Annotated in this window: 12 protein-coding genes and 1 CRISPR repeat array; of the genes, 1 reads left to right on the top strand and 11 read right to left on the bottom strand. The window is 44.4% G+C overall.

The features are described 5' to 3' along the window. Positions 1 to 300: 300 nt before the first annotated feature. From HMPREF0833_RS02080 to rpiA, 6 genes are all read right to left on the bottom strand, one after another. Entirely contained in the window at positions 301 to 1,014 is a 714-nt protein-coding gene (locus HMPREF0833_RS02080) for a type 1 glutamine amidotransferase (RefSeq protein ID WP_041818474.1), read from the bottom strand. Beyond that, on the bottom strand, positions 1,011 to 2,243 hold the full coding sequence (locus HMPREF0833_RS02075; protein ID WP_013903490.1) for a chloride channel protein: 1,233 nt from the start codon (positions 2,241 to 2,243) through the stop codon (positions 1,011 to 1,013). Before HMPREF0833_RS02075 ends, HMPREF0833_RS02080 begins: the two co-directional genes overlap by 4 nt. Before the next feature lie 4 nt (positions 2,244 to 2,247). Continuing rightward, positions 2,248 to 3,057: a purine-nucleoside phosphorylase gene (locus HMPREF0833_RS02070; RefSeq protein WP_003015673.1), complete on the bottom strand. Its 810-nt coding sequence runs from the start codon at positions 3,055 to 3,057 to the stop codon at positions 2,248 to 2,250. Between the two features lie 13 nt (positions 3,058 to 3,070). Next, positions 3,071 to 3,613, bottom strand: coding sequence for a DUF1697 domain-containing protein (locus HMPREF0833_RS02065; protein ID WP_013903489.1), 543 nt, complete (start codon positions 3,611 to 3,613; stop codon positions 3,071 to 3,073). Position 3,614: 1 nt separating this feature from the next. Continuing rightward, complete coding sequence (locus HMPREF0833_RS02060) at positions 3,615 to 4,826, bottom strand: phosphopentomutase (RefSeq protein ID WP_013903488.1); 1,212 nt, start codon at positions 4,824 to 4,826, stop codon at positions 3,615 to 3,617. Positions 4,827 to 4,919: 93 nt separating this feature from the next. Further along, positions 4,920 to 5,591, bottom strand: coding sequence for a ribose-5-phosphate isomerase RpiA (gene rpiA, locus HMPREF0833_RS02055; RefSeq protein ID WP_041818179.1), 672 nt, complete (start codon positions 5,589 to 5,591; stop codon positions 4,920 to 4,922). 162 nt (positions 5,592 to 5,753) lie between these two features. Between rpiA and mnmE the strand changes: the two genes are divergently transcribed. After that, entirely contained in the window at positions 5,754 to 7,127 is a 1,374-nt protein-coding gene (mnmE, locus tag HMPREF0833_RS02050; RefSeq protein WP_041818178.1) for a tRNA uridine-5-carboxymethylaminomethyl(34) synthesis GTPase MnmE, read from the top strand. 446 nt (positions 7,128 to 7,573) lie between these two features. On the opposite strand, the gene HMPREF0833_RS02045 is transcribed toward mnmE, so the two are convergent. From HMPREF0833_RS02045 to cas4, 5 genes are all read right to left on the bottom strand, one after another. Next, positions 7,574 to 8,386 (bottom strand): PrsW family glutamic-type intramembrane protease, encoded by an 813-nt coding sequence (locus HMPREF0833_RS02045; protein WP_041818177.1) that lies wholly within the window; start codon positions 8,384 to 8,386, stop codon positions 7,574 to 7,576. A gap of 115 nt (positions 8,387 to 8,501) precedes the next feature. Further along, entirely contained in the window at positions 8,502 to 9,470 is a 969-nt protein-coding gene (locus HMPREF0833_RS02040; protein WP_013903484.1) for a DUF6287 domain-containing protein, read from the bottom strand. A gap of 177 nt (positions 9,471 to 9,647) precedes the next feature. Beyond that, positions 9,648 to 10,877: a CRISPR direct-repeat array (repeat unit 32 nt; unit sequence ATTTCAATCCACGCCCCCGTGAAGGGAGCGAC). Between the two features lie 146 nt (positions 10,878 to 11,023). Further along, entirely contained in the window at positions 11,024 to 11,317 is a 294-nt protein-coding gene (cas2, locus tag HMPREF0833_RS02035; RefSeq protein WP_013903483.1) for a CRISPR-associated endonuclease Cas2, read from the bottom strand. A gap of 10 nt (positions 11,318 to 11,327) precedes the next feature. Then, a complete protein-coding gene (gene cas1c, locus HMPREF0833_RS02030; protein ID WP_013903482.1) occupies positions 11,328 to 12,353 on the bottom strand; it encodes a type I-C CRISPR-associated endonuclease Cas1c in 1,026 nt (341 codons plus the stop codon). Continuing rightward, a complete protein-coding gene (cas4, locus tag HMPREF0833_RS02025) occupies positions 12,350 to 13,021 on the bottom strand; it encodes a CRISPR-associated protein Cas4 (RefSeq protein WP_013903481.1) in 672 nt (223 codons plus the stop codon). The genes cas1c and cas4 overlap by 4 nt, the downstream gene beginning before the upstream one ends. Between the last annotated feature and the right edge of the window lies 1 nt (position 13,022).

Here is a 13,022-nt window from a genome sequence, read left to right as displayed (position 1 = left end):
TCTCCGCCCGTATTCAGTTCAGAGAATACGGTTAACCCATCCTTTCTTTTTTAATTGAGTGATTTGAAAAGCTTTCCGCTCGTGTTCAAATCAGAACACATGCTCTACCTTTCTATAAGATACCAAGCCCGTAAAAAGCACAGTGAAAATAGGGGATGGACGCAGCAAGTACTGGACTTGCAAGTCCATCGATCTTTTTCACACAGCTTTTAGGGGGGGGTCAATTGTAAGTTAGTTTTGAAAGTTAAGGCGATTCCGGGTTCAGTTTCAAACCCGAACTCCCTTTCCTTTCTTTTTTATTTAATTTGTTAATGAGTCCAAAAACGCAAAGAGTTTGGCATTCATTTCTCGATAATCGTAAGCACGAATGGCTTCAGGTTTTTGAACAAAGGTCAGGTTTTGGCTTTGATCTTCCAAAACAGCTTCACCGTCTGCAGCAATCAAGAGATCAACTGCTTCTGGATCAAATTCCAAGTGGGCTTGGAAGGCATAGTGTTTAGGACTGAAGCGAATCATCTGACGTGGACACCCTTGACTAGTCGCAAGAACGACAGCATCCTCTGTCAATCCTGGCATATCGCCATGCCAGTGACCAGTTTCAAGAGTTTCTCCAAACTCACCGACATGCGGATCTTTGAGTCCTTCAGGCGTCAAGGTCACAGGAAAAACACCAATCTCACGTTCCGGACTGTGCTCATACTTCGCTCCATAGGCAACAGACAAGAGCTGGGCACCAAGACAGACCCCAACAATATAACGATCAGCCTTCATGGCCTTTTGAATCAGTTCGATCTCTGCCTGAGGATCGTAGTATGGAAAAGCTTCTCGATCTTCATCTGGCGATTGAGGACCTCCCATGACAATCAAAAAGTCGATCTCATCCACTGTCTCTGGTAAGGCTTCATTCTCATAGACTTTGGTCGTGGTCACTTGATGGCCACGCTCCTGTGCCCATTTTAGATAAGCGCCCGGCACTTCAAAAGTTTCATGCAGTACAAAATGTACCTTCATCATTTCTTCTCCCATCTCTTTCGAATCACATAAGACAGACCAGCCGCAAGCACAAGCGGGATAGTCAAATTCCAAGCTTGGCCTGTAAATCCAAGGCTCAGGGCAATGGCTGTCAGAGGAGCTTGTAGGGTCGTACCTAAAAAGACTGTCGCTCCAAGTAGCATCCCTAGAGCAGGATCTAAATGAATGCCAACAACTGTCATCAATAAAGTCACTAAGTAGCCAGACCCTATTCCTAAGGCAAATGATGGCGTCAAGGTTCCCCCATAGGCACCATTACGCAAGAGGAGATAAACTATAAGTCCCTTCACTGCTAGAGTCAGTGGAAGATAGGGAATCGACTGGCTAGACAAGAGGGCTTGCGCTAGTACCTGTCCATTTCCCATAAAGATAGGGAAAAAGGCTACTAGGCTCCCCAGCACTAGAAAGGCTAGAGGAAGAGCCCAAAGAATCGTCCCATCATTCCGCCGTTTGTGACTAGCCTGCTTGGCGAGGAAAGCAAAGACCAGAGCCAAGGGAGTGACCAAGAAAGCAATCACAATAGCCTGTAAGAAACTGCTAGCCGACCATGAAACTGCGGACAGGTGATAAATGGCCTCCTGACCAACGATGGACTGAGCGACCCAGGTGGCGAGATAAGTGCTGGTCAAAACCAGTAGAAAATTCTGCCAACTGTAGGCGAGCCCTAAGGTCTCAAAGACAAACAAGCTACTGGCAAAGGGGACCTGATAGACCGCAGCCAAACCAGCTCCAGCACCACAGGCGATCAAGACTTTTCGTTCTTTGAGAGCTAGTGAGAATCCCTTCGCCAAGCGACCAGCTAGAAGAGCCCCGACCTCACGTGGGGCTCCTTCTTTTCCGACCGATGCGCCTGCTCCGACAATCGCCACCTGCATCCCTGCATGAAGGAGGTGGGCGAAGGGCGTTGGATCCCTGTCTCCAGCTAAGTCAATTTGCTGGCGAATAGACAGGATCTTATAACGCTTTTGCAGGACATACCAGAAGCCAGCTGCCAAGCACCCAGTCACACACAAGACCAGAAACCTACGGAGACCTCCAGCTTCTTGAAATTGCTGGAGCAAATCCGACGTATCTTGGCCAAAAGCCAGCTCTTGCACCCCTTCTAGTAGATAATGACAGGCAATTCCAACCAGACCCGTCCCTATTCCTAATGATAAAGTGGCTAGAAGTACTCTCAGTCCGTAGGGCAGCCTTTGGAGTCGTACTTTCATTGGATTAGAGTTCAGCAAGAATCGCTTTTAGCAATCCTTTGAAGTCTCCCTTAATGCGCTCTGTCACTTCTACTACTTCTTCGTGGTTGAGCTCTTCTTGGAAACCAGCCGCAAAGTTGGTAATACATGAAATACCAAGGACCTTCAAGCCAGAGTGTGCTGCAACGATGACTTCTGGAACAGTTGACATTCCGACAGCATCTGCACCAAGTGTCTTATACGCACGGATTTCAGCTGGAGTTTCGTAGGTAGGACCTGTCACACCGATATAAACCCCATCATCCAATTTGATACCCAATTTATCTGCTACTTTATGAGCTGTCTCACGGTATTCAGGTGTGTAGGCTTTTGACATATCTGGGAAACGTGGACCAAAGTCATCCAAGTTTTCACCGATCAATGGGTTTTGACCAGTCATGTTGATGTGGTCTGTGATGGCCATCAAAGTACCAGGACCAAAGCCAATACCACCAGCAGCATTTGTAACAAGAACCCCTTCACAGCCCAAAACTTTCATGACACGAACTGGGAAAGTCACCACTTCTAGTGGGTTTCCTTCGTAGAAGTGGAAACGTCCTTGAAGGGCTAAAACCTTGCGTCCAGCAAGATCACCATAAACCAATTTACCAGCATGACCGACAACCGTTGAACGACCCCAGTTTGGAATCTCAGAGTAGTCTACTACGACTGGATTTTCGATTTCTTCAGCCAGTTCTCCAAGACCTGACCCAAGGATCAAGCCAAACTCAGGTGCTTCCATTCCTTTGCCTTTCAGAAAAGCAGCTGTTTCATTGATTTTTGCTAACAATGTCATTGTGTATCTCCTTTTATTTCTTAAGTAATGTACCAATTTTGTCAAAGGTGTTAACGTTGCGAATAGTGATCTGACGATAGAAAGGCATCTTCATCAGATGTTTGTGGTAGGCGGTTTTAGCGTAGCTTTCTTCTGAGGATTTGCCCCAGAAAACCGCTGTTTTGCCAGGATGAAGCACTTCATCTCCTAGCTCCAAAGCAAGCAATTTCTCTTCTACGGATTCCCTATCCAAGCCCTCGGTGTAAAAGAGCACATCCTTACGAGCCATCTCTTCTGTCCACCATTGCGGTAAGTTTGCACATTCTGCTTCATAGTCTTCTCGACTCAGGAGAGAAAAGCGTTCAATAAAGGGATAGTGATTCTCAAAGAAGATCGACAGGCACTCTACTAACTGAGATCGAGAAAGACCTGTCGTAAAGAAGATATTGCCACTGTTGATGTAGGTTTCCACTTGTTCCAATCCCAGCTCCATCAATTCTTGACGAAATTGAGCCATGACCACTTTGTTTTTGCCGCCAACATTGATTCCTCTTATGAGGAGAGCAAAACGTGTCATCTTAGTTCAATTTGTCTAAGAAGCTTTCACCGATCATGGCTTTTTCAACACCAAAGTTCTCTGCAATCGTTGCTGAAATATCAGAGAAATGGCCAACCGGAATCACGCCATTGCCTTTGAAGGATGGGCTATAAGCCAAGAATGGGATGTATTCACGCGTATGGTCAGTACCAGCGTAGGTTGGGTCGTTTCCGTGGTCTGCAGTGATCATCAAGAGGTCATCTTCACGCATCGCTGCGATAATTTCTGGCAAGCGCTCATCGAACTCATGCAAGCAATCGCGGTAGCCGTGCGCATTGCGACGGTGTCCGTAAAGAGCATCAAAGTCTACCAAGTTGGTAAATGAGAAACCTTCTTGGAACTCAGGAAGTTCCATGGTCTTAATCAAGGTATCCATACCGTGGCTATTTGATTTGTTGTGGCCCATATCGTGGTTGATACCAGCACCGTTGAAGATATCGTTGATCTTACCAACTGCATAGGTATCGATACCAGCTTCGTTCAACTTGTCCAAAACAGTTGGCGCAAATGGTGAAACAGCCAAGTCACGACGGTTGGCTGTACGTGTGAAGTTGCCTGGTTCTCCAACATAAGGACGAGCAATGATCCGACCAAGAAGTGCTGGACGTTCCAATGTGATCGAACGAGCGTATTCACAGATACGGTACAACTCATCCAAAGGAATGATGTCTTCGTGAGCTGCGATTTGAAGCACAGGGTCTGCTGATGTATAAATGATCAACTCACCCGTTTCCATCTGACGTGGTCCAAAGTCATCGATCACCGCTGTACCAGAATAAGGTTTGTTGGCTTCACGGATGACCTTACGACCGGAGAATTCTTCGATTTTAGTCAAAATTTCTTCAGGAAAACCATTCCAGAAGGTATCAAAAGGTTCTGTAATGTTGAGCCCCATGATTTCCCAGTGACCAGTCATGGTATCTTTTCCAAGAGAGACTTCTTGCAATTTTGTCGCATACCCAGTTGGATTGCTTTCAGCTGGGACAGTCTTCAAAGCCACTTCACGAGGAATATTCCCAAGACCGATTTTCGCCATGTTTGGTACATTCAAACCGACGGTTTTAGAGATGTGACCCAAAGTATCAGATGCTCCATCTGGAACTCCTGCATTGACAAAGTTATTGGAATCTGGTGCAGCACCGATCCCAACTGAATCCAGCACAACTAAGTGTATGCGTTTAAATTTTGACATATACTGCCTCTTTCCTTTATTAAACTAGCTATATTATACCATATTCCTATAAGAAGAGAGCCGTTGTTTTATCCGGCTCCTCTTTAGAGAAACCTATTTTTCGATGATGACCGGGCCATCTGGTGTCCCTACAATCACTTTTGAAATCATATTCAAGAACAAACCGTGCTCTACAACGCCTACGGTGTGATCTAGTTCATTTGCCAAAGCTTCCGCATCCTTGATCACTTTGAGATCCAAGTCAATGATAAAATTGCCTTGATCAGTTATAAATCGTTGATCATCCGCAAGACGGAATGCAGGATGGTAGCCTTTTTGCTCAAAGTGACGGAAGAGATTTTCAGCCCCGTATTGCACTACTTCCACTGGAAGTTTGAAAGCCCCAAGGGTTGCGACTTGTTTGGATTCATCCACAATCCAAATGCAGTCTTTTGAATTGGTTGCGACGATCTTTTCCATGAGGAGAGCCCCACCGCCACCTTTGATCCCATTCAATTGAGGATCCACTTCATCTGCACCATCCACCGTCACATCAACCACTTCGACATCGTCAATGGCCTTGAGCGGGATGTCTAAACTTTCAGCCTGATCATAAGTCACACTCGACGTCGTGACAGCTGTGATCTTCAAGCCTTCTTCTTTGATGCGACGACCCAATTCAGCCACAAAATAATAAGCAGTTGACCCTGTACCGAGACCGACAATCATGCCGTCTTTGACAAACTCAGCCGCTTTAATTCCTACCTGTTCTTTTAGGTTTACCATCATAGACCTCCTTTTATATTCTCTTACAGTATAGCATATTCTGTAAGAGATTTCACTAACTAATTGAAAACCTTTCCAACTTTTAGTTCTAAAAGCAAAGCCTTGCCCGTCTGCGGACTTTACGATAGAATAGAGATGAATCTACAGGAAAAGAGAAATGACATGATTACTAAAGAATTTGATACCATCGCTGCCATCTCGACTCCTCTCGGTGAGGGGGCTATCGGGATTGTCCGCCTAAGCGGAACCGACAGCTTTGCCATTGCGCAAAAAATCTTTAAGGGAAAAGATTTGACTAGCGTGGCTAGCCACACCCTCAACTACGGTCATATCGTAGATCCAGATAAGAACGAGATTCTCGACGAAGTCATGGTTGGAGCCATGCGCTCGCCGAAGACCTTTACTCGTGAGGACATCATCGAGATCAATACCCACGGTGGGATTGCGGTGACCAATGAAATCCTGCAATTGGTCATCCGTGAAGGAGCTCGTCTTGCAGAACCTGGGGAATTTACCAAGCGGGCCTTTCTGAACGGTCGGGTCGATTTGACCCAGGCTGAGGCGGTCATGGACATTATCCGAGCTAAGACCGACAAGGCTATGAACATTGCCGTCAAACAGTTGGACGGTTCCTTGTCTGACCTGATCAACAACACACGCCAAGAGATCCTCAATACCCTAGCCCAGGTCGAAGTCAATATCGACTATCCTGAGTACGATGATGTCGAAGAAGCAACCACTGAGATCATCCGTGAAAAGACCAGTGAATTTGAAGCCCTCTTGACCAATCTCCTCAAGACCGCCCGTCGTGGCAAGATCTTGCGTGAAGGGATTTCTACTGCTATCATCGGTCGTCCAAACGTCGGCAAGTCGAGCCTCCTCAATAATCTTCTTCGCGAAGAAAAAGCCATCGTGACCGATATCGAAGGAACCACCCGTGACGTTATCGAGGAATACGTCAACATCAACGGCGTTCCCCTCAAACTAGTCGATACGGCCGGGATCCGGGAAACCGAAGACATCGTTGAGCAGATCGGTGTCGAGCGGTCGAAAAAAGCCCTCAAGGAAGCCGATCTAGTCCTCCTCGTCCTCAATGCTAGCGAGCCCTTGACCGATCAAGACCGCCAACTCCTTGAGATCTCACAAGATAGCAACCGCATCATCCTTCTCAACAAGGTTGACCTTCCAGAGAAGATCGAAATCGACCAACTGCCGGAAGATCATATCAAGATTTCCGTTCTGAAAAACCAAAACATCGATCAAATCGAAGACCGGATCAATGCTCTCTTCTTCGAAAATGCTGGGCTGGTTGAGCAAGATGCGACTTATCTTTCTAATGCTCGTCACATCTCTCTCATCGAGAAAGCTGTTGAAAGCCTGCAAGCGGTCAACGAAGGCTTGGCCCTCGGTATGCCGGTAGACCTGCTTCAAGTCGACCTCACCCGCACCTGGGAAATCCTCGGAGAAATCACAGGGGATGCTGCTCCAGATGAGCTCATCACCCAACTCTTCAGCCAGTTCTGTCTTGGTAAATAAATCTATTTTAAGATCCTATACTCTTAGAGACTTTCCTTAGGTGAGTACGGACGTCAGCGAACTTCGAAGAAGTTCCATGACTTAGTTTTGAATCTAACGTTTCAAAACTCCCGAGTGCTAGAAACATGATTGTTTCTAGCACTTTTCTCACAGCGGAAAGTCTCAAATATATCTTCCAAAATAGCATTTATTTTACAGCTATCGGATCACTCAGTTTATACAAAAGTAGATAAAAAATGTGTCTAAATAACAAAAATGAGGCTGGGACAAAAGTCCTAGCCTCTCAATTATTTTTGGATTGTCGAGCAAGACGCAGTGGTTGAGTGGGCTCTACTACGCTGATTTCATCAGCTTTTACAGCCCTACTCAACTGTGCGGAGGTGGGACGACGAAATCGAATTCTAACGAATTACCGATTTCTGTCCCACTCTCATTCTTTTTTTGTTTTATTTTGCTTGTTCTAATCGCTCGACGGTTTGATAAGCTTGGTAGATTAGGAAGAGCCCAGTAGCATTCAAGACTGGAATCGCAATCGGCAACTCGGTCACGATTTGTGAGAAAGGTGAATTGCCAACAAAATGGAGTCCAAACCCAGCTACTAAATATCCCCAGCCTACTAGACGTAAATCCTTGCGTCCTCTGCTTGCTTGGACAATCAAGAAGAGCCCCAGCATTACAAGACCTGTGTAGACCCAGTGAGACATGGGCGCATTGGCCACACGGCCGAGAATCCCTGACACCGTGTAAGAGAAACCTTCCGGCAGATCCTGACGGATATAGGCAAAGTCCTCCACAATCTGGAAACCAAGACCAGAGGCAATAGCCAAGAGGAAAATCGACTTGATGCGACGGACGCCGAACAAATAGAGAACAAAGAAGATTGGAATCAACTTAAAGGGTTCCTCAAAGAGTGGCGCAGCGATGGCACTCTCGTACTGGTTCCAAAAGTCGCTATTTGGAGCGATCGCTTGAATCATGTCATGGAAATAGGTATTGGCAAAGCTAGACAACCAACCGGCAACAAAGCCCCCACCTAATAGAGAAAAGAGAACCGGTACCCAAGACAACTTCCACTTCTTAGCAAAATGAAAGAGAGCCCAGACAGCAGGAAGCGCATAGACCAAAAGGATCAAGGTCGAAAGTCCCACAATCCCGTACTGGCTACCAGACATCCAACCTTCCGTCAGTGATTGGGTCTCATAGGCCAGTCCAATCGCTAGCAAGAGTAAATACAAAAACAAAATCGATTTGCGTTTCATAAAAGACCTTTCTATGGTGAAATGAAAAAGGCTGGAAGCCCAGTCTTTTCCGTGTAATATCATTGTAGCAGGATCAGCTCAAAAAAACAATAAACTGATCTCTCAAATCCAGCTCCTACTTCAATACGGCTAGGATCTGGCGAATCATGTCTGGATCCCCATCAGGCAATGTCACCGTTTCAGCATGGTCCAAGATGCCTTGGGTAAATTGCGTCATAAACTCTTCACTATTGAGTTCATCTGCAGACTGATGCCAATGACTCGGAACAGGATAGATCGTTACCGTTCCATCACCGTTGGATGCATAAGTGATATTTCCTTCTGCTGAATAAGAACCAAACAGATGGCGCACATCTTTGGGATAATCGACACCCAAGCCACCATTATAAATCTTTGTTCCAGCTGCACTATTTGAAATATTTAATTCTGATGGCACGTTCTTGATCACATAAGCCCAGACACGCGCAGCTTCGACCTGAGCATCTGTGTAGCCTGGATAATCATTCTTATCCGCCTTCTTCGAAGATTTAACCTCGCTATCCGAACGAGTATTCCACTTCTTACCCTTACTCGATTTAGACGTACTACTGCTATCGTCTGTATCTACTTGCTCCCGATCTTTCGGTTGCTCTTTCTTGCGATAGTAGAAATTGTCATCATCGCCATAAGCTGGTGACTGACCAGCCCAGATCCGATCCTTGGACTTATCCGAAACATCGTCTTTGCCCGCTTTCTGACCTTTTGGAAGGAGCAAAAGACCGTAGCCTCCAACACCCGACTTAGCACTAACCGTCATCTCAGCAATCTGGTCCTTCTGCTTAAAGCTCGATGCATCAAGCTCAACATCCTCGCTGACCAAGCCTTTGTCATCAAAGACCAGCTCATTACCACGACCATCGATCCAAGTTCCCTTGATACTCGAGTAGTCCTTAGCCTTAATGGCTTTCAAATCCATACCAGACTGTTTCTTTTCCGAAGTGCTGGTCTGCTTTGTATCCGAACTCTTAGGCGTCACCGTCCTCTGAGGACGACCACACGAGGCCAAGACCAAAGCAGAAAGCACAATTACCAAACCTTTTTTCATATCAATCTCCCTTCACATACCTACTATTTTAGAAAAATAAGAAAGGAGAGTCAAAGAAAAAGTGGAGATCTATAATGCTGATCTGTAATATTAAAATTTTTTACCAATAAAATTCACAACACGTTCCAGTGAAGGGAGCGACCGGCTACCTTAGTCAGCCCAGAAAGCGCTGCGGATATTTCAATCCACGCCCCCGTGAAGGGAGCGACATTATAGGGTTATTTGCGATCCTTGGGTAAAACCAATTTCAATCCACGCCCCCGTGAAGGGAGCGACGTGCTTGTTCACCTTTAATGCTAAAAAGTTGGGTCGAATTTCAATCCACGCCCCCGTGAAGGGAGCGACTTATTGAGGAGCATAAACGCTACCAATGGGACGAATTTCAATCCACGCCCCCGTGAAGGGAGCGACCCGAGGCTTTGTGCCACTTGGTTATTTCGGGCCATATTTCAATCCACGCCCCCGTGAAGGGAGCGACCCGATAATTTCTGGTATCCTTGTCCATAATCCAAAATTTCAATCCACGCCCCCGTGAAGGGAGCGACGTCGGCACTGGTCGGCTTTTTTTATTTTGTTTTAATTTCAATCCACGCCCCCGTGAAGGGAGCGACTGATGGGAAAGTGAAGCCAACTATTATTAGTCAAATTTCAATCCACGCCCCCGTGAAGGGAGCGACCTTATTAGTGTAGTTTTTGGAATTAACTGGGGAAATTTCAATCCACGCCCCCGTGAAGGGAGCGACTTTAGTTTCTTCTGCAAGATATTTATAATCATCAATTTCAATCCACGCCCCCGTGAAGGGAGCGACCCAGAGCAGCGCAAGGAGCTACAAAAAAATCTGATTTCAATCCACGCCCCCGTGAAGAGAGCGACTTTTGGATTTTCTGTGTTCTTAGGATCTTTTGGTATTTCAATCCACGCCCCCGTGAAGGGAGCGACATTGAGAAGCAAGAAGGTTGTAAATATTCTTCTATTTCAATCCACGCCCCCGTGAAGGGAGCGACGGCTCTAGCGACTAACTTGGATCAGGTCTTGGAAATTTCAATCCACGCCCCCGTGAAGGGAGCGACAAATTCTAATTTGATTGACCTTTATAATTAATTTATTTCAATCCACGCCCCCGTGAAGGGAGCGACTCTTATTGACTTGCAAAGCGTCAAAAAGAGTGTAATTTCAATCCACGCCCCCGTGAAGGGAGCGACATGATGAGAACGATCATAAATACAAAAGGCGAACCAATTTCAATCCACGCCCCCGTGAAGGGAGCGACACGACATTCAGGCAATGAAGGAATATCTACGTGAATGATTTCAATCCACGCCCCCGTGAAGGGAGCGACGCTATATTGAGGATAAAACACCCCAATTTTGCTAAATTTCAATCCACGCCCCCGTGAAGGGAGCGACAGCGCAAAGTTGCACCGTTTATGGCTAAAATTGATTAATACAAAGGAATTATAATTCCCTAAAATCTAATTTTGCCATTAATTTTTCTAATTTTTTGCGCGAAACTCCTGCTATTTTATGAGCAACTTCGATTCGCACTCCTCGTTTTAAAGTATTAATACTCCTATATCAGGATCATAACTTGTATCTCGTCCAATAGTCTCCACTCGATTTTGCCAATTTTTTCCAAGAAAATAAAATCGAATACTGTCGGAATCAGGGTCAATAATATCTAGTAACTTAGACTTTATTTCCACAAATTCTGCGGGAGCTACTGAACATTCAAATACTGAATTTTGAACACGTTGGCCATAATCAACGCACAGTTTTGCAACATGGCGCAGACGCTTCCTGCCTTTTGCTGTTTCAGTATTGACATCATATGTCACCAGTACCATCATATATAAACTCCTATATCATAAATGGTGGATATGACTCTAATTCCCCACGAATAGCTTTTGCTAATAATTGGGCTTGAACATAAGGTAAGAGCATCATTTTCACCTTTTCTTTAGTATATGGATGTTCAACTTCCATATGTTTTCTTTTCTGCCACAGTTCTAGAAATGTGGCACGTCCTTTTTCTGATAGAAAAACACTACCGTTTTCTTTAAATTCAAAGTCTTTTTTCGATATTTGACCTTTATTTATCAAAGAAAATACAAATCTATCTACAATAAAGGTACGAAACTCCTCTACTAAATCTAAAGCTAAACTAGCACGACCTGGTCTATCAGTATGAAAGAATCCAACATAACTATCTAGCCCAACTGCTTCCAACGCAGACTGACACTCGTAAGTTAATAAGCTGTACCCAAATGATAATAAAGCATTCACACAATCTAACGGTGGCCGTCTAGTACGACCGTTAAACTGGAACGTCGCTTTATCATTTAGGATAAAATCATTAAAAATTCTAAAATATTGGTTTGCAGCTTGTCCTTCAATTCCCAGAAGGGAATTTTTATCCTCAACTGACTGAACCTGTTCCAACGCCCAAGTCAACTCTGTGTTTACTTCTTCGAAGAGATGAGTATCGATTCGATCTCTATGATCTCGCTTAAAACGGAGAAGATATTTCCTGGAATTAGAGATTTTTGCAAGAATGAATCTTTGCGCATATTCTAATGACAGTTCTGCATCTGCTAAACGATATTGTTGCCTTCTAAGTAGAACATTCCCATTTGTTGCTCCAACAAATCGACCGCAAAAACGCCCCTGAGGAGTATGAAAAGATATATTAATCTGATTTTCAGCGCACAACTCAATTAAAGATGGAGATGCTCCCAAGTAAGAAAAACATACAATACCATCAATAATTCTATACGGGAAACGACTGATGACTTTTCCTTCTTGTTTTATGACGATATTATCTCTTTCTCGAGTCAAATAAAAGTTATCTTGCGTTAAATATAATGTATTAAGAAGCTTTTTCATAAGCCATCCTCACTTTTTAGAGCATGAAAAATATAATTATCAATATTGCGATTCTTCTTGCTTAAGCGTGGCATACAAATATCAACCAAAGAACATAATTGACAATTTTTAAAATACTCAGCTTTCGGAACTACTTTCTGCTCATAATATTCGTGCATTTGAGAGGCTAAAGAAACTACTTCTTTTCGTAATTCAGGAGTAATTTCTATTCGTTTCTTTTGATTGACACGATGATAATATAGATAACTATACTCTATCGTACACTCAAGAGTCTCTTCAAGGCAAATAGCTTGAGCAACTAATTGAACAATATCGTAAATATCTTTTTTGTCTTTTCCTCGCTTATATTCCACGATAATTGGTAGCCACTTACCACTTCTACCTTTAAGCTCAATTCCTCTTTCATCTTTATGAAACTCAACAACATCTAATATCCCATAGAGCCCTAGCTCTTTTGATGATACGTGCATTGCCCGTGAGATAATAACATCATTACGTTTCTCTTTTATATAAGGATCGTCCGCTTTTTTGTGTAAAATCTGTCCATGTGCTGTCGCTTCATTATCAGACCATTGTTGTTCAATATGGATTAGACTCCATTGCCGTTTACAAAATTGGAAATGTTGGATGCCAGATAACATCAAATAGTCATTTTCCGCGTAGACCATG

This window comes from Streptococcus parasanguinis ATCC 15912 (genome assembly GCF_000164675.2).
Taxonomy (GTDB): domain Bacteria; phylum Bacillota; class Bacilli; order Lactobacillales; family Streptococcaceae; genus Streptococcus; species Streptococcus parasanguinis.
This window is presented reverse-complemented; position numbering and strand designations above follow the sequence as displayed.